Source organism: Nostoc sp. LPT (assembly GCF_017115165.1).
In the GTDB taxonomy this organism is placed as follows: Bacteria; Cyanobacteriota; Cyanobacteriia; order Cyanobacteriales; family Nostocaceae; genus Nostoc.
In genome coordinates, this window is record NZ_JABXKF010000120.1 from 1 (window position 1) to 22366 (window position 22366).

Here is a 22366-nt window from a genome sequence, read left to right on the forward strand (position 1 = left end):
GGCTTACTTAGCTAATCTAGAGAGTCGTCTTCTCTAGTGAATTTTACCACGCTAGGTTTAAATTTATCCATCCGGCCTGAACACTTCGATAACGGACCCATTAAAATCGCAATTCAGGATGGAATGCCTCGTGCATTACCTCCTGCGAAGATTGTCGATAAAGCGAATGACCAGATTAAAACTCAATCGCAGGGAACGGATAAAGTAGAAATACCTCATAATCCTCGTGAGTTCTTCTCTTTAAAAGTGTGCAGAGACGATCAAGTGCTTGAGGAATACAATCACTTGAGTATGGATCCAAAACCCCAAACGCAGGCTGTAACCTACGTTGTTGAGGCTTTGAAAAACTCTAAGTATATTTCGATTGGAGATATTGCCCAGCCCGGACCGCCCTTAGCCCGACGGCCTTTGAATGGCGAATACGAACTACTGCCTCCAGCACCGAATTCTACATCTGAGAAATTTGCTAGTGAAATAGAAGGGGATCGGAGCAAACGAACTGGCGTTCTCGGTATCTTTGAAATCGACGAGATTACAATGATATGTTTTCCGGATTTAATGCGAGCCTATGAAGCTCAAATTTTAAACCTTGAACAAGTTCATGGTGTGATGGAGACCATGATCAGCATGTCTGAAGGTTCTGCTAGCGGCAATATGCCAGGGGCAACAAATCGAATGGTTGTGTTAGATCCTCCTCCCGATCGCACTAGACCTCAAGATGTTGTTGATTGGTTAGATGAGTTTGGTCGTCGTTCCATGTTTGGCGCTCTCTATTATCCGTGGGTTAAAGTACCTAATCCTCGAAATGCAGGGCGTTCAATTCTTGTTCCTCCTTCTGGCCACATGATGGGCGTATGGGGCCGAACGGATGAATCACGAGGTGTTTATAAAGCTCCTGCGAATGAAGTCCCCAGAGGAATTACTGGATTAGGGTATGATGTCAACTTTAGAGAGCAAGAACTCCTTAACCCACTGGGTATCAACTGCATTCGTAAATTTCCTAACCGAGGAGTTCGGATTTGGGGTGCTAGAACCCTGGTTGAACCCGACAAAACCGAATGGCGCTATATCAGTGTTAGAAGGCTCATTAGCTATATTGAACGCTCCATTGAAGCAGGAACTCAGTGGGCTGTCTTTGAACCGAATGACGAAGAGCTTTGGACACAGGTCAAGTATACCGTTAGTAATTTTTTAGAGCGGATATGGCGCGAGGGTGCATTGTTTGGAGCAACTCCTAGCCAAGCGTTTTATGTCAAATGTGACGCCGAAAACAATACACCTGAAACAATGACCTTGGGTCGCTTATATATCGATGTTGGTGTATGCCCTGTACGTCCGGCTGAATTTGTAGTCTTCCGCATCAGCCAGTGGAATGCTCTTGAAACAGAACAAAATTAACAATCCTCTCAAGTCAACTATTCATTGAACGAAAGAACTAGGAGAAAATCATGCCAGAGAAAAAAATCATCACCTGTTCGGATTTTTACTTTAGTGCAGGGTCTAAGATCAAGGACTTACCAGTCCAAGAGTTTAGTAATATGGGGATGGAGGTTACTACTACCGAGCAGGTTGCTGGTACTAGCCAAGGAGGGAACCCAGTAAGGCAATCAAAGCCGGGAAAAGTCAGATCGACCAACGTAACGATTGTTTTGGCTGGAACTGAGAGTAAGAGTGCCTATCAATGGTTTGCAAAAGTTAATCCTTTTGGGAGTGAGAATCCTCAGTATAAGAATCAACTTGAAGATGCAAAAATTAGTGGGTATTATGATGGGAATGTAGTTATGGAATGGCAAATTAAGCAATGCTTTCCCTGCAAATATCAGGTTTCTTCAATGAAGGCTGGCGGAGCAGAAATAGTTACTGAAACTATAGAGATAGTTGCTCAAGAGATCACGCGTGAAAAATAGGTAATATTCACATTGTTCTCACGCAAAAATTACTAGCCCTCTAATAGAGGGCAAATCTTCTCTTTTAATGCTGTTTGATTCGGCAATTAAGATATTTTGGTTCGACGAAATAGATTATGGCAAAGTTACCTAGAACTCCCGTTTTTTTTACTGGAGCTAATTTCTATTTAATTTTAAAGCTTGATGGCTCAAGCGACGTGTTAGACGCAGTTTTCTTGGAATGTCAGGGGTTTAACTATTCGCAGGATGTAATTGAGTTTAGTGAGGTTACTTCCGGTCGATGGGGCAAAGCAAACAAAGGAAAATTTGTGCAAACCAGACTTCCAGGTAATGCCAAGAGCGGAAATTTAACATTACTTCGAGGAATGACAAGTTCGATGGCTCTATGGAACTGGTTTGAATTGACTCAGGATGGCAACTGGGCTAAACAGAGAAAAAATGCTCTTCTAACGATGTATGATGATGGAAAACCTCAGGCAAGATTTGAACTTACAGCAGCCTGGCCTACCAGATACAAATTTTCGGATGTCAAATCAAATAGTCAACAGCTAGAGATTGAAGAAGTAGAAGTAACCTACGAAGGGTTCAAGCGTGTAAAAATCTAGCAGCTATTTCGTGGTTTACTAAATCCAAGTTTCTTCTCATATCTGAGATGTCCATCAGAAAAGATATTTCATCAGTTGAAAGCTTATGAGTAATGGATTAGCGATCGCAGCAATAACTGCTGTATTCAAAAACTTATTAGAAGATGGCTTAGTTCAGAATGCAGCACTGTCGAGTATGGGAAATGTCTTAGTAACTACACTTCCCCCAGATCAGATTTATATTGGAGTCGATGGTCAACCTCAGCTAAATCTGTTTCTCTACCAGGTTTCAGAAAATCGTAATGCAGATATGGGTAAAAGCGATTGCTACCAGCCAGCCCATCATCAAGCCAGTACAGAAGAAGGTGCAATTCTCCCCTTAGCCATCAATCTCCATTATGTATTGACCGCCTACGGAAACAAAGACTTTCAGACGGAAATACTGTTGGGTTATGTCATGCAGCTTATGCATCAAACTCCGGTTTTATCCAATGCCACAATTCGAGCAATGCTAAATCATGTCGCAACCATCAATCGTTCCGGTCTTTTGGCACAAGCGATTGAATCAACTTCTGTTGAAGCTTTGACCGAGCAGTTAGACCAAGTAAGGATCGCACCAAACTTGTTCAATACAGAACAGATGTCCAGATTGTGGTCGCTCTTAAAAGGTTCTTATCGACCCTCAATTGCCTACGAAGTATCGATGATATTTATTGGATCTAAGAAATCTTCACTTGCTCCAGGTTCTAGTAAAGGGGCATTGAATCAGCCGCAAATTGAGAAAATTGTTGCATCGCTGACAAATGGCGAGATTGTTGCGGGGAGCAATTTAATCATCTATGGGAAGAATCTTAGTGAGGATATAACTCTGCTCCGTCTGAACGGAGGAGAAAACCTGTTAGAACCACAAATTGTTGAAGACAACAGAATTTTGTTTAAACTGCCTCACAATCTATATGCTGGGGTTCAAAAGGTTCAAGTTGTTCATCAACAACTATATAAGTACCAAAACTATAAAGATTTAGAGGTAGTGTCGAATGAGCAGACTTTCGTTTTGCATCCAACTATAAATGATAGCACTGTTCTAGCTCTTCAAGACTAATGTGTGCAGCTACACCAATTCGTTTTGGCATGACCTATCTTTGCACTCACTACATTCGATCATCCGGCCATGATATCAGACCATAAATCGGCTCATATTGGAAGTAGGATATCAAGTTTTTGGAGTTGCAGCATAACGAGAGCTACTTAATAGAAAAGCTCTATGATCTAAGAGTTTTTACAACACAACACCAGAGGCAAAACAATGTACGCCGAACCCAGCAAACAAAGACGACAGTCACGTTCTAACTCGAGGAATTCTACTTCATCCAAGCAATCGCAAAGGCAGCCCTCTCCAAAATTGGAACCTACTAACAACCCCCCTGCTGTGACTGCTCAGTCTGAACAAGATGCTGTAGCTACTCAGTCCCAAATACCTCAGTTGCAAGGAGTGGAAAATTTGCAAGACTTACCACAGGACACTTTGAAGAATAAGTATGGGAAATTTCAGATCCAGCGTGATGTGATGGTAGGAGCGGGAGATTTTGGTAAAGCTTACTCCACGGAGATTGAAATGACCCCCAATATACGCGCTCGGGGTTCTAAGATTGATTTTGTTCAAACCGTTCGGAGCAGTATTAACGACAATTGGAAGACAACGGCGGTAGATCATGGATGGACTGGTGAAACTGACGAATCGGGAAAGCCAATTGACTCAGAAGGAAAGCCGAAATTTCTTCATCGCAGTGAACTTACAGAGCAACAGACTGGTACAGGGTGGAGAGTCGACCAATCAGGATATAGCACACCTTTCCACAGCGAAGCCCACTTAGAAATCACCCCGAAGGTGGGCAAGCATCATCTTCTGAAAAAGTCAGACTCTGCTCAACTCGTAGATAGACCTACGATCGCTGAACAAGGTTACAAGTTTGATGCTATGTCAACTGCCATGGATAAGAAAACAGGTAAAGAGTTTGGAACAGTGGAGTGGGGCTTTAACGTTGGCCAGAATGAGCAAGGAGAACCAACACTTGAGGGACGCACTCCAACACTTCTGGAGGATAATTTAAAGTTGGATGGTGAACCGGGCAGGGAAGCTCGCGAAAGGGATAGGGGGCGAAAAGCAGCGTATGAGCAATGTAACCAAGCTGCACCCGGGAAAGAACGAGCAAACAGAGAAGAAGCCAACACGCGGTCACCAAAACAAGTAACTCGAATTCCAATAAGGAGAACCAACACTTAGGGATTGCCCTCCAACATTTCTGGAGGATAATTTAAAGTTGGATGGTGAATTGGGCAGGGAAGCTTGCGAAAGGGATAGGGGGCGAAGAACAGCGTATGAGCAGTTTTTAAATAGCCAACAGGCCATGTCAAACGAGAAGACTTTTATTCTGCATCCAACTATACAGGTTTCTGTCGATGAACAATGCCCTGATATTCAAGAGCAAAATAATTTAGCAAATTCTGCACGAACAACTCTGACTGTTAAATTTAATCCAATGATTGGAGAGAAGCAACAAGTTATTTTGAAACTTTTCTCAACAAATGAAAAATCCGATGAAGTTTTTACATTAGACGCCCCTTTAAGAGAATACGATACTGATACAGTTAAATTTTCAGTCCAAAATATACCTTCAGGAATATATCTGGTAACGTCTCAAGTCGATGGCGTTGAGAATCTATTAGATATGAATCAGGTTGTGAATCGAGTCATGATTCAGGCTCGATCTCGATCTTTTGACGAAAAGGATGAACACGGCACGATTGTGCCTCAAAGGACTATGAGCTTGACAGAATAGAAGGGTTTATTACTACTAAATCGGAGAACATTATGGATTATACCTCTGATACTCGAAGATCTAGCGGTGAGAATAATCGCTTGGAACAAGGACAGGAAACTTCATTTCGTAGATCTATATCTACTCGAAGGCAAAGGGACAGCGATCATCCCGAATCTTCGACTGCTCCAGCACGACAAACCCAATCTTCCCAAAACCGGGATCTTGAGCAGATGGGTCGTTACAGTAGAGATCGTACCATGCCTCAACCTATGAGGAATATTATGGCAGAGTTGTATCAAGTTGGTACAAGAACAGATCTGTACCCGGATGCAGGGGGAGCAGCTTTTGCAAGTAGAAAGTTTAGAAACGAAACTTTTGCCAACCACGAGGTACGTTACCACGGCGAGGCAGACAAGGAAGAAGTAGATCGTATAGGCAACTTAACCCATGAACTAACACATGTAAGCGTACAGGACAAATTTGATAAAGATTATGTCAATTACACGAATCCGCCTCCAGGCCCAGTAGATGCTCCGACGTTTAATCCGAATGCCGAACGAATGCAAAATGAAGAAGATAGGCAAAGGCAGCAGAGTGTGTCGAGTGCTGATAATGCAATACAGGTCAAACTGGAAAACCTGCAAAAATTAACACTGAAAGATGGATGTCTAAATCAAGAGCAAAGAAATCAAGTTAGAGAGAAACTAACTTACGGTATACAGAGCCCCCACATTGAATTTGATACCGTTATTAATCAAATTCTCACTTGGTTATATCATTGGGGGGTTACTTCAGATAAATCTAAACTTGCACGCGAACTAAGTAATGTTGCAGCGCAGAATCAGAAAGAAAGAATTTCGCAAAATAGAATTGTAGCATCTACTAAGAAAAAACCGACATTCAAGCCAGCGACGCAAGCAATCGGAGAGAAACCAAGCTCATGGAAGGATAAGTTTAGAAAATCATAATGAATCTGTAGTTTGCTTTGAGGCATAGAATCGATATTTGTAGCAACTCATAATCGTAATCTGTAAAGGTTCTAGTTTTTCAGGTTTTTCTGTAATTTTTATTTAGATTTAGATGCGAAGAAAGCCCGTAGAACACTTTCTTCATAAGGATATAATAAACTTCCTCAAAGCCTCGACAAGACTAACTAAGACAAAAATCTATTTTTTGCAGACTTTTAGTTAATCTCACTAAGGAGAGATATCAGCAAAATTCAAAAAAATAGTAGGTTATGCAGCTGTCTGTAAAGCTATATAACTTTGCTAATGAATTACTGGTATTCTAGAATATAGATTTAGAAATTAACCCATAAAATCAATAGTTTTAAAAGAAAGAGTATTAAGAAAATGCTGTTTTTCGATCTCTGTTTAAAAAGTTAACATACCTTATTTTGTACATCTATCTCCTCATGAATTGAATCAACTTAAAGGATCATTGCATATGTATATCTCCACTGATGTTAATATTTGGTATCAATTTAATAGAGAGTATTTAATAGCTACTTTCGATCATGTTTGCAATATTTTACTGAATTATATTAATCAATCTGAGGATGAATCTAATGTAAAACCAATCGATACCAATCAAGATTATTTAAAGCTAAAGAAGATAGCAGCAGTGATGCCATATCCGTCTGCTATCGAGCAACTTTGTCAAAGTTTTAATCTATCTGAATTTGAGCGATATATAGTAATATTTTGTGCAGCCATAGAAATTGATCCCCGCTTTCCAAATTTATGTGTTGAAGCCCACAGTGGCGATAGTCAATATCATCCAACATTCGGTTTGGCTCTTAGTGCACTGCCTAATGCCCATTGGAGCGCTTTGGCACCCGATGGAGCACTCCGCTATTGGAAACTGATTGACTTAGGCTCAGGTAGTACCCTGACTAGCACATATCTTCATATAGATGAGAGAATTTTTCATTATCTTATAGGTGTGAAAACAACAGACTCGTTACTGACAGAAATAACTGAGCTACCATTTTACACACAACAACTGATTCCTTCTCATCAATACTTGGCAGATAGTATTAAGGCTTTATGGGAATTGAATTCCTTTGAGAATTCTCCGCCTCTAATTCAGCTATGTGGTTCAGAGATGGAGGATAAAACCGACATTACTCAAGCTGTCTGTCAGCATTTTAATCTACACGTAAGTCTTTTGAACTGCCAGCGTATCCCTCTCAAACCCAATGAATTAGAGACTTTTATCCGCCGACTGGAAAGAGAATGTATTTTGGAGAGTAGAGCACTCCTTCTAGCTTGTGAGGATATCGATCATTCCGACAAGCTACAACTCGCTTCTGTGCATCAACTGCTTGAGGAACTACAATGTTTTGCGATCATTACAACACTTTCTCCACTTCAAGGCATAAAGCGTCAGATGATTCGCTTTGATGTTCCTAAACCCTTACCTCAAGAGCAGTTAATTACCTGGGAAACCTCTGTGGCCGAACTCAAAACTCGACTCAATGGGCAAGGGAAGCTCATACCAGACTCGGAACAGCTAATGCAAGATTTGCAAGAACTTACTTCTCAGTTTCAACTTAGCACCTCTATGATTCATCGAGCTTGTGAGGCAGCTGTTGGGCAGTTGACAATGCCGTCCGCTCCTTCCCTAAAACAGGCTCTATGGCAAAGCTGTCGCGTCCAAGCTCGTCCTAGTTTAGATGAGCTTGCAGAGCGAATTGAGTCTAAATTGTCCTGGGAAGATTTGGTATTGCCGCCCCTTCAGAAGGGAATCCTTAAAGAAATTTCGGCTCATGTCCGACAGAAGGCCAAAGTATACGAAAAGTGGGGATTCGCATCTAAAAGTAGACGCGGATTGGGTATTACAGCATTATTTTCTGGGCCTAGCGGAACCGGAAAAACTCTGGCAGCAGGTGTTCTTGCCAATGAGCTGAACCTCGATCTGTATAGAATTGAACTTTCTGCTGTTGTCAGTAAGTACATTGGCGAAACTGAGAAAAATCTCCAGCAGATATTTGATGCAGCTGAGAGCGGGGGTGTAATTTTGCTTTTTGATGAGGCAGACTCTATTTTTGGTAAACGGAGTGAAGTTAAAGATTCTAAAGATCGCAATGCCAATCTAGAAGTCAGTTATTTACTTCAGCGAATGGAATCCTATCCAGGAATGGCTATTTTAACGACAAATTTGCAGAGTAATTTAGACCCTGCATTCATGCGACGACTTCGGTTCGTGACTCAATTTTCTCTCCCAGATGCCGCCCATCGATCTGAAATTTGGCGACGGATTTTTCCGCCTGATACGCCAACCGAAGGCTTAAACTTTGAAAAACTGGCTCAACTTAACGCTCCTGGTGGTAATATCCGCATCATTGCCCTCAACTCAGCTTTTATGGCTGCCGATGCAGAAGAGCCTGTTCAAATGAAGCATATTCTGAGAGCAACTCAAACAGAGTATGAAAAACTAGGGAAATCATTAACGAGCGTAGAAATTTCTGGCTGGATTTAAGGTTGTGTAGTAAAAACTTACTGAGGACAAAAGATTCCTCATTAATCGGATCTGTCTGATTATGCAGCAACTTCAAAAATTTGAGACACAAATTCAGTCAGAGTTTTAAAAGTTACTTTTAATTTTTGCTTTCGGAAAGTGACAAAAGAGGTATATTAAGCACTGTAACAGTTGTAGTCTTTGTCATACATGAGCATCGCTTGTTTTTTATACCTCGATTATATGCTAGTTGCGTAAGCTTTGATATTATTTATTTTTCCTAGCTTGCTAAAACCAGTCTTTTTGTTGTTTGATAAATAAATATTCTATGCTCACAAGGTCAAAGTATAAGCTATTTTGACCGATTTCTACTCTCAAGTTTTTATTATGCCTACAACCTGCATAATTAGCTTGCTTTGCTCCCAATAAGTTCAGTAAAGCTAAAATCACACAAAACAAGGCAGTGTATTTAATACTTGCATATATGAACAATGCGATTTGGTGAGATGAAGGTTAAATTATCAATTACATTGCTAAATTCTCAATAAAACCAGGAGCCAGGGTTTTCGTTGCGATGCCAACGGCGGGCTGCGCCTACGCATCCCGAAATAGCCTATTTCCGTTCTTGGTTTTAGCACTTCACCAAATCGCGTTGCTCCTCTTGCATAGATATTAAACTCATTTTGTTATCTAGTAGGGAGAAAAATTATGGTGCTTAATTTTACTAAATACGATAGTATTCCCGTACTACCAAAGCGGAGGAGTAATCTTAACAAATTTTCTACCTTTATTGTGAAAACTAACGAAAATAATCAACTAGCGTTGCAATGGAAACATCAACCTTCTCTGCAACGTAATTTGAAATTATATGAAGACAAGCATCCGGAGTTTTCTAATTTATTTTGCCACCAGGATAAAGGAATAGACATCGTAAATTTTTGGCGAAAAGTAGCATTTGATGAATCACAATTAATAGCAGATTGGGAGCCAAGCAATAAAATACAACTTGCTTATGAACATTTAGTAAGTTACTTTGAAGAAAAATGCTATTGGGCTACTAAAGACTTATGTAAAGGACGTAACGCCAATTCTTGGGAAGAATATCTATGTATTGCTAGATTGTTAGTTTACAACCCACTAAAATTGAAAGAGATTTTAGTTAAATATAATTCTAAAAGTGCTAATATAGATACATATTTAACTAATATATTAATAAATCATATTAAATCTTCAGCAGAGGTTAATAGATTTTCGCGTTGGAGTTTGTTATATAAAAAGAGTGATAAAGAACTCATATAAGCACTAAAACTATTCGGAATCATCGAACCAGAAATTTCATTAATTATTTTTGCTAGAAAATACTTTAAACAAGTTTATTTAATCAATAAAGTTAAAAATCCTACCAGAACCACAGGTAAAAAATGGATAGCCCCTGACGAAGAAGATTTTTCAAAACCTGCTCAATGTTATAACCTAGAAAAGGTATTACCAACTGTACCCCATGAAGTATTTGCTAACTCAACTAAGGTGACTGCAAAACAAATTCAAGATTGGATGGAGATTTGTATTAAAGCTTTAGAAAGTTATCCAATATCAATTCTACCAAAATTTTCACTTGATGCTTTCCAATCAGGTGAATTTGAAGTTAAATCAGAATTACAAGTTCCAGAAATCGAATGGGAAAAGATATCAAGCACTGAGGATACAAGAGAACAAGGATTTTTGGTGAATCAAGCTAATTCAATTTTATCTGAGCAACTTCAATCCATGAAAATAGATGAGCAGAAAATTTTGCTTCTCTATTATGGGTTTGGATTCAATCAAAAACAGCTAGCAGATAGATTAGGAATGAATCAAAGTACAATTTCTCGTTATCTAACTAAATCTACAATCAAATTATTAGAAGCTATAGCAAGAATCTCCCAACCACAACAATGGGTTAAACAGTATGTAAGACGATGGTTAGAAAACGAGTATCATGCACCAGTACACTCAGATTTAATTCAAGCAGCTTTGGTGTCAGCCATCAAGAAATTAGTAAACGAAGAACGGGAGATTTTGCAACTTTATTATGGAGAGCAAATGGATGAGATAAAAATTGCTTCTCAGTTAGGTATTAGCTTAAATGAAACAGCTAAAAGGCTTAATAAAACAAGAAATATCATACAAGAGAAATTGATGCAGAAAATAAATATTTGGATTAAAGAATATTTAGAAAAATGGTTAAGTAATTATTACAAATCTATACTAAAAGCAGTGTTAAAAAATGAAGCGAAATTAGGAAAGAAAGAATTAAAACTAGAAGAAAATATTTTTTTAGTGGAAAGATATATTCAAAATCAGCTGTATTAACTTTATTCGGGAGGAGGAAGATGATGTTGAGTTTATCAGATTTCGTAAATATTGACACTAAGCATATTTGGTTGCAGGTAAAGACAGCCGAACAAGAAAAAGTATGGCAGCTTTCCCAACATCACTCAAATGCGATCGCAATTTACAATGCTTATCTTAATCGCATCTGTTTGAGCCGCTTACTGACTTGGTTTCAATTATCCTTACAAGAAACCAGGTTACGCGCAGAAGTATTTCCTAGTGAAGAAAATTTACCTAGTATCTTAGAGATAGTAAATGGGACAGCAATTAAGGTGGGTGAAACCAAGATAGTATTTGTGCCGACTGAAACAATAGATATAGAAGAATTGTGCGTACCGCAAGAATGGGTAGATATTAGTAGTTGGGCAGCCGACTATTATATATCAGTACAGGTAAATTTGGATGGCGATGATGATGATTGTTGGATACGAGTATGTGGGTTTGCTACCCATCGTCAATTGAAAAATCAAGGTAAATATAATTCAAGCGATCGCAGTTATTCTTTACCTATCGAACAGTTAACTGAAAATTTTACCTTACTTTTTGCTACACTGGGGCTGCGTTGGCGAGAAGAAGTTTCACCTGAAGTAACTTTGTCAGCAGCAAAAGCTCAAAACCTATTGCAGACATTAAGTGATGCTTCTATTTATTCTCCCAGAGTAAGTTTGGATATACCATTTGCTCAATGGGCGGCATTAATTTCCAATGAACAGTGGCGACAACAACTGTATAATCAACGTTTAGGTAAAGAAAAAAATACTGTATCCACTGCTAAGAAATACTTGTCACCAAGTATAGAATCAATGAATAGCGTCTCTGTAGACTCTTCATTGATTCAAATTAACCTTAGTCAATGGTTTGAAAAGCTGTTTGCAGCAGGATGGCAACCTATTGACGAAGTTTTAAATTCACAGCTAGGAAATTTAGCATTTGAGTTCAGAAGTTTTTCTGCAACTAGTAAAACAGGTGTAAATGGAGTCAAATTAATTGATTTAGGGGTACAATTAGGAGGACAATCTTTAGCATTGATGCTTGCTCTCTCACAGGAAGAAGATAGAAAAACTGCTATCATCGTACAAGTTCATCCCACTGGTAATAAGAAATATTTGCCACCAAATCTCAAAATTATACTTTTAGAATCGGGAAATATTCTACAACAAATTGAATCAAGAAGTCTAGATTGCTACATTCAACTTAACCGTTTTAAAGGTTTAAGCGGAACCAGTTTTTCTATCCAACTAACTCTTGATAATTTCCGGATGATAGAAAATTTTTCGATTTGAAATAAAATCAAATTTGGGTAATTACTTATAATAAAATTTATCAATAGAGGACAAGTTAGGTTGAATCTTGTGAAACCAAACATGAACTTTAAACTTGCATTGGGTTTCTTTCGTTCCTCAACCTAATAACCTACAGATATTATAAGTGTTTAAGCAAACCTGGATTAGCTAATTAGTATTTTCAAGTCATGAGTTAACAGAAAAACACTTATAATATACATGAAATCGGTATGCATTATGCTTGTGAATCATAGCTATCTTATAATTTAATTCCAGATGAGTAAGTTAATTGTTATCAGCTTAGAAAAAGGTAACTTAAACGATGGCTTTTTCCCTGTAACTGCACAATTGTGGGAAAATAACAACTCTCGTCCGATAAAATTTATAGGTAGTTTACCTCCTGCACCAAAAATTGCTGAACTCTATAAACGTTTTCAATTAATATATCAAGCACTTCATAAACGATTTGTGAATCGTTCGGGACTCGAAGTAGACTCAACAGGTTTAAATAACGTTAGTGAAGTAGATTTTAGTGAAGTTCAAGAACAGTTATATGAAGCCATCAATTCTTGGCTAAATTCTGATTTATTTCGCCCAATCGATCAAAAATTACGAGAAAAGTTAGCTTTAGATGAAGAATTTAAAGTTATTATTGAAGCCAGCGATTATCTTCTGCAACAGCTACCTTGGCATTTGTGGAATTTTATTGAGCATTACCAATTATGCGAAGTTGCTGTAAGTACTCCCAAATATGAGCGAGTCAGACCATTCCCCAAACAGAAAACAAATAAAGTTAGAATATTGGCAATTTTGGGTAATAGTCAAGGAATTGATATTCAGCAAGATAGAAATATTTTAGAACAATTACCAAATGCATCGACAATATTTTTAGTAGAGCCTTCACGTCAGGAGTTAGATAAATGGCTTTGGGACGAACAAGGCTGGGATATACTGTTTTTTGCTGGCCACAGTCATAGCCAAAATGATCGCGGTCAGATACATATAAATCAAACTAGTAGTTTAACAATAACCGAGTTGAAAAATGCGTTAAGTTACGCAATTTTACGCGGCTTAAAAATAGCTATTTTTAATTCTTGTGATGGTTTAGGATTAGCGCGGCAGTTAATTGATCTGCAAATTAACCAAATTATTGTCATGCGGGAAGAAATACCGGACTTGATAGCACAAGAGTTTGTGAAATATTTCTTGGGAGCTTTTTCTGAAGGTCAATCTTTCTATTTAGCGGTGCGTTATGCACGTTCAAGATTACAGGGTTTGGAAGAAAAATTTCCTGGTGCTTCTTGGCTACCTGTGATTTGTCAAAATATAGCGGAAGAGACTCTAACTTGGCAAGAATTATCTGGTCAAACTAACATAACTGCTTTCCCTAAATTGACAGTGCGAAATCTGAAAATCACATTTTTAGTGAGTGTCTTGGTCGCCAGCTTAATTACGGGAGTGCGATCGCTCGGTTTCATGCAACGATGGGAACTGCCAGCTTTTGACTCAATGATGCGGATGCGACCTGACGAAGGTATAGATCAACGTCTTTTGGTGATTACTGTCACAGAAGCAGATATTCAGGCTCAAGAACAAAGACAAAAATCATCACTATCAGATAGTACACTACAAAAACTATTGCAAAAATTGTCACTTTACAAGCCAAGAGCCATTGGTTTGGATATTTATCGAGATTTTTCGGTAGATTCTCAATATCCAGATTTAGCAAATCATTTGCGAACAAACAACAATTTTATTGCTATCTGTCAACTTGACGGTAGCAAACAACAAGCAGTTGGGATTTCACCACCACCGGAAATTCCACCTAACCGCATAGGTTTTAGCGATGTTGTATTTGATAGCGATTTAGTAATCCGTCGTAATTTACTATCCATAACACCACAACCAGGATCAAATTGCAAATCGCCTTACTCCCTCAACTTCCAACTTGCACGACAATATCTAGCTAAAGAAGGCATTAAATTTGATATTAATGACGAAGGCTACTTACAGCTTGGCAAAATAGTCTTTAAACCCATAGATGTCCCCACAGGTGGTTACCAACAATTTAAACAAGTTGACCTAAAAGGACACCAAATACTACTTAATTATCGCTCTTCGCGAGAGGTTGCAAAACAAGTTAGTGTCGCACAATTCCTGAATAATCAATTCAACCCAAACTGGGTAAAAGATAAGATTGTTTTGATTGGCGTTGACTCACAAGGCGCTAAAGACTATTTTCTTACACCCTACAGTATGGCAACTACTCCTTACCAGCAAATTCCAGGGGTAATGCTTCAGGCAAATATGGTTAGTCAAATTCTAAGTGCTGTTTTAGACAAACGCCCTCTACTGTGGGTTTTGCCCGCATGGGGTGAAATCTTGTGGATTTGCGGTACGTCTTTGATAGCTGGAATATTAGCTGTATATAGTCGGTCACTATTGAAACTTGCTATTCTCATCAGTGCTGAATTACTCATCCTCTACGGTTGCTGTTTCGTTCTTTTGCTGTATGGAGGTTGGATGCCATTCCTTCCCTCTGCACTGGCATTAGTAATCACTGGAATCAGTGTAAAAAATACGAAAAATTATTCATAAAAAAAGAACTGTAAAAAATTGAAAATTTAATGATGACTAAAATCAACTTTCTTTCACCACCAAAAGCATTAGTATTGATTGCAACTTTTTTATTAGCTAATGTTACGCAATTATCAGCACAATCTCAGCAATCAAACACTACAAAAATACGTTTTGTTCAGCCAACCTTAGAAAAACAACCAGAAAATCGGGGTGCACCGAGAGACAGAATAGGTGCAGGAACTCGCGGTGATTGTCCAGCCGTGACTAAACCTCTCACAGCCTTAGTACCTTTAGTGTCAAAAACCGCAAATCAGAAGCAAGTAACAACAGGTACAACTACCACAAAATATGTTTTAAGCTTAACCACAGATAAACATCCAACTTTTTGGTTTTACGTTCCCTATGTACCCAAGAATATCAACTCGGTGAAATTTGTCTTACTGGATGAAAAAAATAACTCTCTCACCAAAGAACCAATTCCTATTACTTTATCCAATACGCCGGGAGTGATTAAAGTTAATGTTCCTGCAACAGAGAAACCCCTAGAAATTGGACAATATTATCACTGGTACTTTTTGGTTGATTGTAACCCGCAAAGCCGCTCAGAAAATACAGCCGTTGAAGGGTTAGTGCAACGCATTGTCCCAGAAGATGAATTAACACGTCGTTTACATACAGCAACCCCACGTCAACGAGTAGCTCTTTATGCTCAAGCAGGTATTTGGCAAGATGCTCTAACTACTCTAGGAGAACTTCGCGCCAGCCAACGCCAAGATGCAACCTTGGCGACTGATTGGAAAGATTTGTTGGAGTCTGTGGGGTTGGAAAATATTTCTACCGAAGCGATCGCACCTTGTTGTAGTCTCTAACATGGGCATCGGGCATTAGATATCTGCACTCACTTTTTCTACTTTTTTAGAGGGATGCTATTTTGGAAAAATATATGCGTTTTGGATGCTTCAAAGGGTTAGGAATTGCGATCGCGTACCCGCGCTATGCTTCGCTGATCGCCCAAGCCCTAAGTTGTCAGTTCGCTGGTGCAATAATACTCTCTGCTAATTGCGCGATTGCCCAAATTACGCCGGATGCCACTCTCCCGAATAATTCTAATGTCAAATTAGAGGGCAATACCAGAATTATTGAGGGTGGAACGACAAGAGGCCCTAATGTGTTCCACAGTTTCTCTGAGTTTTCTGTTCCCAATGGAAGTACTGCTTTCTTCAATAATTCACTAGATATTCAGAATATTTTGACACGAGTAACAGGTAAGTCAATTTCTAATATTGATGGCTTGATTCGTGCTAACGGTAAAGCAAACTTATTCTTACTTAATCCCAATGGCATTATTTTTGGAAAAAATGCCCAATTAAATATTGGCGGCTCGTTTTCTGCAACAACAGCAAGCAGTTTCAAGTTTCCTAATGGCAGTACCTTCAGTGCTACTAATCCCCAAGCACCGCCATTACTGACGGTAAATATTACACCTGGGTTACAGTATGGAGCAAGTCAGTCAGGGGCAACTATTAGCAACACCGGAAACTTAGTATCCCCACAAGACTTGACATTAGTAGCTGACAAACTTGATTTGCAGGGACAGCTAAAAGCAGGAAGAAATTTAACATTGCAAGCTACTGATACAGTGCGAGTGCGAGACAGTGTGACGATTCCGTTTTTAGCTCAAGCAGGTAGTAATCTTACAATTGAGGGAAATCAAGGAATTGACATTTTAGCCCTCAATCATCCAACGCTGACATCGTTTGCGAGTGGCGGTGATTTTAGCTTAATCAGTGATGGAATTATTTCTGGCGATGCTCGGTTTGCTAGTGGTGGGAATTTTTCGCTCAAGAGTATATCAGGGGGACTGGCAAACTTTGTGAGCCTTTATGACCCAATAATTAGTAGCAATGGCGATGTGGATGTTGCAGCTAACTATACAGGAGCATCGTTGTTAGTCGAAAGCAAGGGTAATATTCGCTTTCAGGGCGATATAAATATCACTACACCTGATACTAACGTCCCAGCCGGACAAGACACTGCAACTTTAAGCAAGAGTACAGCGTTAATTATGCGTTCTGGGCAGAATACTCTAGCTTATGGTGGTGTTAATTATGGCTCAGTACCTGCGTTGAAAAGTGGAATTGTGCCGGAGGGAATTACTTTAGATGGAAATGTTAGTTTACAGCCGTTTAATAATGGAGGGGGGTTAGTTAGCTTAACGACAGCATCCAAAGATGTGAATACTAAAAGAATTACAACTAATGGGGGCCGGATTGATATTAACAGTGCTGGAGCAATCACTACCAATGGACAAACGCTAAACTCTAGAAATGGCAAGAACAATGGGGGTGAAATTAGCCTAAAAGCTACCAACGGTAACATTAACACTGGCAATTTGTTCTCTTACTCGTTCTCTACATCTAGCAATACAGGAAATGGGGGTGCGATTAGTCTAAAAGCTACCAACGGTAACATTAATACTGACGAGTTGTACTCTGACTCAAACTCTCGTTTTGACAATGCGGGAAATGGGAGCGCGATTTTCCTCTCTGCTTTGGGTAGTATTATCACTGGCAATTTGGTGTCTTCCTCGCACTCTGGTATTGGCAATGTGGCAAATGGAGGTAACATCAGCCTGGAAGCTGTTAACGGCAGCATTACCACTGGCGATTTTGACTCTTCCTCAGACTCTACATCTGGGAGTGCTGGCACAAGCGGAGCGATTACACTCAACGCTGCTGCTAATATTAATACACAAACTCTGGACTCCCATTCCTACTCCTACTCAGGAAATGCAGGCACAAGCGGAGCGATTACATTCAATGCTGGTGCTAATATTGATATACAACAAAACCTGAACTCCTACTCCCGCTCCATCTTAGGAAATGTAGGTACAGGGGGAGTGATTACACTCAACGCTGGCGCTAATATTAATACACAAACTCTGGACTCCCACTCAATCTCTATCTCTGGAAATGCAGGCACAGGCGGAGCAATTACACTCAACGCTGGCGCTAATATTAATACACAACAAACCCTGGATTCCTCCTCCACCTCTGAGTCAGAAAATGCAAGCACGGGGGGAGCGATTACACTCAATGCTGGTGCTAATATTAATACACAAAAGTTGGACACCCACTCCTACTCTGACTCAAAAAATGCAGGTACAGGGGGAGCGATTACACTCAACGCTGGCGCTAATATTAATACACAAGACCTGGATTCCTCCACTTTGGCCTTCTCAGGAAATATAGGCAATGGAGGTGCGATTACACTCAATGCTGGTGCTAATATTAATACACAACAAACACTGAATTCCACTTCCTACTCTGCCTCAAAAAATGCAGGCACAGGCGGAGCGATTACACTCAACGCTGGTACTAATATTAATACACAAAGGCTGAACTCCTCCTCCTCAGGAAATGCAGGCACAGGCGGAGCGATTACACTCAATGCTGGTACTAATATTAATACACAACAAACTTTGGACTCCACTTCCTCCTCCGACTCAGAAAATGCAGGCACAGGCGGAGCGATTACACTCAACGCTGGTGCTAATATTAATACACAAGACCTGGATTCTTACTCCGACTCAAGATTAGGAAATGCAGGCACAGGCGGAGCGATTACACTTAACGCTGGTACTAATATTAATACACAGCAAACTTTGGACTCTTATTCCCACTCCTACTTAAGAAATGCAGGCACAGGCGGAGCAATTACACTCAACGCTGGTACTAATATTAATACACAGCAAACTTTGGACTCCCATTCCCACTCCATCTTAGGAAATACAGGCACAGGCGGAGCGATTACACTCAACGCTGGTGCTAATATTAATACACAGCAAACTTTGAACTCTACTTCGGACTCCACTTCCTCCTCCGACTCAGAAAATGCAGGCACAGGCGGAGCGATTACACTCAACGCTGGTGCTAATATTAATACACAAGACCTGCATTCTAGCTCCAACTCTACATCAGGAAATGCAGGCACAAGTGGAGCGATTACACTCAACGCTGGTGCTAATATTAATACACAAGGCCTGTATTCCTTCTCTAACTCCTATTCAGGAAATGCAGGCACAGGCGGAGCGATTACACTCAACGCTGGTGCTAATATTAATACACAAGACTTGGATTCCTTCTCTAACTCCTATTTAGGAAATGCAGGCACAGGCGGAGCGATTACACTCAACGCTGGTGCTAATATTAACTTTGAAACTGAGACATACAGTCTAAATTCAAAAGGTTCAATGAACTCCTCCGGAAGAACGGGTTCAGGAAACATTACTATCAATACTCGTGCGCCTTTTATTTTAGATAATCTCATTATTTCTAGCGATACCTTTGGGTCAGGTTTAGCAGGAGATATTAAAATTAGTGCTCCTTCTATTAGCATCACTAATGGCGGACAACTTTCTGCCTCTACCCACAGCAGCGGATTGGGAGGGAATATTACTTTAGTTGCTTCGGATAAAGTAGAAGTGAGTGGAACAACAACTGAAACTCCTAGAGGCTTTTTTGCCTCAGAAGACTCTAATAATGCTACCGTACGACCTGGTACATATCTTGGTGGTTTTATTCCTACGGGTACTGTAGTTGACGAATCTAACATACCTTCTGGAACCAAATTTCCAAGCGGTGTTTTTTCTCAAACAACCACTGGTTCTAATGGTAGCGCTGGTAATATAAAGATTGAAACAGGACAACTCATCGTCAAAGATGGGGCAGCTATCGCTACTACAACATTTGGAACCAATAGTAATGCTGGTGACATTTCAATCAATGCTCATGACTCCATTACAGTTGATAGCGGTTCAATATTAAGTGGTGTAGCAGGAACAGCTATAGGCAACAGTGGTAAGATTGATCTGAATTCTCGTGTCCTTACAGTAACCAACTCTGGAATTGTACAAACGCAGACTTTAGGACAGGGTTTTGCTGGAGAAATTCAGGTGAATGCGACTGATGCAATCAAGATTTCTGGTCAAAATAGTGCCTTACGTTCTGCCAGTGGTGGTAGTAATGAGCTATTGTTGGGTACAGCTAGCAGCAATATTGGATCTGGTGGTAATATCAGCGTTAAAACTAACAGCTTAGACATAGCTGATGAAGGAGTTCTGGATGCAAGAACCCAGACTAACTCTAAGGGAGGCAATATCACAGTTCAAGCTAACACATTGAGTGTTGAAGATGGAAAGATTCTCACCTCCACTTCTGGCGCCGGAAAAGCTGGGAATTTAACTGTTCAACCTCTTGATGATGGGCAAACTTTAACGGTGAATTTCCAAAAACAAGCGCAAATATCCGCATCCACAAGTAGTAGCGGTCAAGGTGGAACCTTAAGAATCACTGCCCCTGAATCTATTACCCTCACTGGCGATGGCTCAATTATATCCGCTGACACTACAGGCGCTGGCAATGGTGGAGACTTAACTTTGAGTACAGAAAAGTTAACGGCACGGGATGGGGCACAAGTTACTGTCAGCAGCGCAAATTCCGGGAAAGCTGGTAACCTAACTGTAGACGCTAACTCTATTTTGCTAGACAACAGCGCCAAAATTAACGCTGATACTCAAGGAGGTGGGGGAAATATCTTTCTCAATTCGCCTTTGTTATTACTGCGTCGTGGTAGTAGTATCACAACTAACGCTAATGGAGACAATATCAATGGTGGCAATATCACCATTGATGCTAAAAATGGTTTCATCATCGCTGTTCCTAATGAAAATAGCGACATTAGAGCAGATTCTGCTAGCTCTCGTGGCGGGAATGTTACTATCAAGAATGCTGCTGGTATTTATGGTATCCAGTCTAGGAAAGAGCCTTCCCCAAATACAAGTGATATTACTGTCAAAGGGGCAACTCCTGACTTAAGTGGCAGACTGCAAATTAACAGACCCGATATTGATCCCGCTAAAGGATTAGTTTCTTTAACAACAGATGTGGTTGATGTCGCCCGTTTAGTAGACGAGAATATCTGCGCGAGAACCGCTAAAAGTAGCTTCACTTATACCGGAAGTGGTGGTTTACCTCCCTCTCCCAATACCACACTTAATAGTGATGCAGTATGGGAAGATTGGCGACTCACTGCTGTACCAAAGGGAAGAGGAGGAGAAAGAGATAAGGGCAACTCGGAGTCCCATCTGGGGATAAGGAAACAAGGGGGAGAGAATAATTCCTCACACCCTACTCAAATTGTGGAAGCGCAAGGGTGGATAATTAATCAGAATGGGGAAGTGATTTTTACAGCTTACGCTCCCACAGCAACACCACACAAAGTAGGAAGTTCATCATCTGGATGTCAGTCACCAATTGCCAATCAATGGGTACGCGGTATGAAACAATGATGATTGTTTAGCAAGGGATTGGAATGGCAAGACCTAATTTTTGGAACACGGCTAGAAAAAAGGGTGTATTTCGCAAGTGGCAAATTATCCTGTTAGCTTTGCTGGGATTGACTTTCAGCTTTAGTGTTCATCTGCTATCGGCTGCTTCCATTGTCCCAGTTATTGAAAAAGCCCCCATCCGATCAGGTCAGCCAATTAGCAATGCTTCTATATCCCATACCGAAGTCCCCGAAAGCATAGAACAACTGATAAAAAATGGCAAGACTTTATACCAATCAGGACAGTTTGCCTTTGCGGCGCAAAGTTTTCAGCAGGCTGCACAGGTTTATCAGTCCCAAAATGACGCGTTGAACCAAGCTTTAGCGTTAAATTTTCTTTCTTTGAGTGAGCAAAAATTGGGACATTGGAACCAAGCAAGTGTTGCAATTACAACTAGTCTCGATTTATTAAACCAATCCAAATTAAGCACTAGTAATGCAAAACACATTCTCGCTATAGTTCTCAACACTCAAGGCAATTTACAATTAGCACTAGGGCAAGCTGAAAATGCTTTGCAATCATGGCAAAAGGCAGCTAAAATTTATACTGAAATTGGTGATACGGCTGGTAATATTGGTAGTTTAATTAACCAGGCTACAGCTTTCCAATCTTTGGGGCTTTACCACCGCACGATGAAAATATTTGAGCAGATAGAAAAAAATCTCCTTTCCATGCCAAACTCGCTTTTAAAAGCTGCCGGATTGCGAAGTTTTGGAAATTCGCTGCTAGCTAGTGGAGATATTAGTGGAGATATAGAAGATCCTGAGAAAATACTGGAGCAAAGTTTGGCAGTAGCGCAACAGTTGCGATCGCCACAAGAAGAAAGTGCAACTTTACTCAGTTTAGGCAATCTCGCATTCGCAAAGGGCAAGAGAAATCTCATCAAAGAAAGCACTACCGAGGATAATTTTCCTAGCGTGGTAAAATTCACTAGAGAAGACGACTCTCTAGATTAGCTAAGTAAGCC

Annotated in this window: 15 protein-coding genes; all 15 read left to right on the forward strand. The window is 40.0% G+C overall.

Annotated features, from left to right (window positions below; all coding sequences use genetic code 11):
* Window positions 1-291 precede the first annotated feature (291 nt).
* The 15 genes from HWQ58_RS22315 (at window position 292) to HWQ58_RS22385 (ending at window position 22355) form a co-directional block, all read left to right on the forward strand.
* Complete coding sequence (locus HWQ58_RS22315; RefSeq protein WP_292867242.1) at window positions 292-1398, forward strand: phage tail sheath C-terminal domain-containing protein; 1107 nt, start codon at window positions 292-294, stop codon at window positions 1396-1398.
* Window positions 1399-1448: 50 nt separating this feature from the next.
* A complete protein-coding gene (locus HWQ58_RS22320) occupies window positions 1449-1907 on the forward strand; it encodes a phage tail protein (protein ID WP_292867244.1) in 459 nt (152 codons plus the stop codon).
* A 116-nt stretch (window positions 1908-2023) separates the two neighbouring features.
* The gene (locus HWQ58_RS22325) at window positions 2024-2512 is read left to right on the forward strand and encodes a phage tail protein (RefSeq protein ID WP_292867246.1); all 489 of its coding nucleotides are present in this window, start codon (window positions 2024-2026) and stop codon (window positions 2510-2512) included.
* A gap of 85 nt (window positions 2513-2597) precedes the next feature.
* Window positions 2598-3593 carry a DUF4255 domain-containing protein gene (locus HWQ58_RS22330; protein ID WP_292867248.1) on the forward strand — a complete coding sequence of 332 codons (996 nt, stop codon included), beginning with the start codon at window positions 2598-2600 and terminating at the stop codon, window positions 3591-3593.
* Between the two features lie 327 nt (window positions 3594-3920).
* Window positions 3921-4775 (forward strand): hypothetical protein, encoded by an 855-nt coding sequence (locus tag HWQ58_RS22335; RefSeq protein ID WP_292867250.1) that lies wholly within the window; start codon window positions 3921-3923, stop codon window positions 4773-4775.
* A 37-nt stretch (window positions 4776-4812) separates the two neighbouring features.
* A complete protein-coding gene (locus tag HWQ58_RS22340; protein ID WP_292867252.1) occupies window positions 4813-5331 on the forward strand; it encodes a hypothetical protein in 519 nt (172 codons plus the stop codon).
* Between the two features lie 239 nt (window positions 5332-5570).
* Entirely contained in the window at window positions 5571-6281 is a 711-nt protein-coding gene (locus tag HWQ58_RS22345; RefSeq protein ID WP_292867254.1) for a hypothetical protein, read from the forward strand.
* 478 nt (window positions 6282-6759) lie between these two features.
* Complete coding sequence (locus HWQ58_RS22350) at window positions 6760-8796, forward strand: ATP-binding protein (RefSeq protein ID WP_292867256.1); 2037 nt, start codon at window positions 6760-6762, stop codon at window positions 8794-8796.
* 687 nt (window positions 8797-9483) lie between these two features.
* Complete coding sequence (locus tag HWQ58_RS22355) at window positions 9484-10074, forward strand: hypothetical protein (protein WP_292867258.1); 591 nt, start codon at window positions 9484-9486, stop codon at window positions 10072-10074.
* 228 nt (window positions 10075-10302) lie between these two features.
* The gene (locus tag HWQ58_RS22360) at window positions 10303-11127 is read left to right on the forward strand and encodes a sigma-70 family RNA polymerase sigma factor (RefSeq protein ID WP_292867261.1); all 825 of its coding nucleotides are present in this window, start codon (window positions 10303-10305) and stop codon (window positions 11125-11127) included.
* Window positions 11128-11147: 20 nt separating this feature from the next.
* Window positions 11148-12431 (forward strand): DUF1822 family protein, encoded by a 1284-nt coding sequence (locus HWQ58_RS22365; RefSeq protein ID WP_292867264.1) that lies wholly within the window; start codon window positions 11148-11150, stop codon window positions 12429-12431.
* A 276-nt stretch (window positions 12432-12707) separates the two neighbouring features.
* Window positions 12708-15029, forward strand: coding sequence for a CHASE2 domain-containing protein (locus HWQ58_RS22370; protein ID WP_292867267.1), 2322 nt, complete (start codon window positions 12708-12710; stop codon window positions 15027-15029).
* 29 nt (window positions 15030-15058) lie between these two features.
* Entirely contained in the window at window positions 15059-15880 is an 822-nt protein-coding gene (locus HWQ58_RS22375; RefSeq protein ID WP_292867270.1) for a DUF928 domain-containing protein, read from the forward strand.
* Between the two features lie 74 nt (window positions 15881-15954).
* Window positions 15955-21360 (forward strand): filamentous hemagglutinin N-terminal domain-containing protein, encoded by a 5406-nt coding sequence (locus HWQ58_RS22380; RefSeq protein WP_292867273.1) that lies wholly within the window; start codon window positions 15955-15957, stop codon window positions 21358-21360.
* A gap of 23 nt (window positions 21361-21383) precedes the next feature.
* The gene (locus tag HWQ58_RS22385; RefSeq protein WP_292867278.1) at window positions 21384-22355 is read left to right on the forward strand and encodes a hypothetical protein; all 972 of its coding nucleotides are present in this window, start codon (window positions 21384-21386) and stop codon (window positions 22353-22355) included.
* The last annotated feature ends 11 nt before the right edge of the window (window positions 22356-22366 follow it).

Excerpts from the sequence above, each read along its gene's own strand:
- HWQ58_RS22315 (WP_292867242.1), top strand. The coding sequence starts at position 292 with ATGGATCCAAAACCCCAAACGCAGGCTGTAACCTACGTTGTTGAGGCT.
- HWQ58_RS22330 (WP_292867248.1), top strand. The coding sequence starts at position 2,598 with ATGAGTAATGGATTAGCGATCGCAGCAATAACTGCTGTATTCAAAAAC.
- HWQ58_RS22355 (WP_292867258.1), top strand. The coding sequence starts at position 9,484 with ATGGTGCTTAATTTTACTAAATACGATAGTATTCCCGTACTACCAAAG.
- HWQ58_RS22380 (WP_292867273.1), top strand. The coding sequence starts at position 15,955 with ATGCGTTTTGGATGCTTCAAAGGGTTAGGAATTGCGATCGCGTACCCG.
- HWQ58_RS22385 (WP_292867278.1), top strand. The coding sequence starts at position 21,384 with ATGGCAAGACCTAATTTTTGGAACACGGCTAGAAAAAAGGGTGTATTT.
- HWQ58_RS22320 (WP_292867244.1), top strand. The coding sequence starts at position 1,449 with ATGCCAGAGAAAAAAATCATCACCTGTTCGGATTTTTACTTTAGTGCA.
- HWQ58_RS22375 (WP_292867270.1), top strand. The coding sequence starts at position 15,059 with ATGATGACTAAAATCAACTTTCTTTCACCACCAAAAGCATTAGTATTG.
- HWQ58_RS22345 (WP_292867254.1), top strand. The coding sequence starts at position 5,571 with ATGCCTCAACCTATGAGGAATATTATGGCAGAGTTGTATCAAGTTGGT.
- HWQ58_RS22365 (WP_292867264.1), top strand. The coding sequence starts at position 11,148 with ATGATGTTGAGTTTATCAGATTTCGTAAATATTGACACTAAGCATATT.
- HWQ58_RS22350 (WP_292867256.1), top strand. The coding sequence starts at position 6,760 with ATGTATATCTCCACTGATGTTAATATTTGGTATCAATTTAATAGAGAG.
- HWQ58_RS22370 (WP_292867267.1), top strand. The coding sequence starts at position 12,708 with ATGAGTAAGTTAATTGTTATCAGCTTAGAAAAAGGTAACTTAAACGAT.
- HWQ58_RS22325 (WP_292867246.1), top strand. The coding sequence starts at position 2,024 with ATGGCAAAGTTACCTAGAACTCCCGTTTTTTTTACTGGAGCTAATTTC.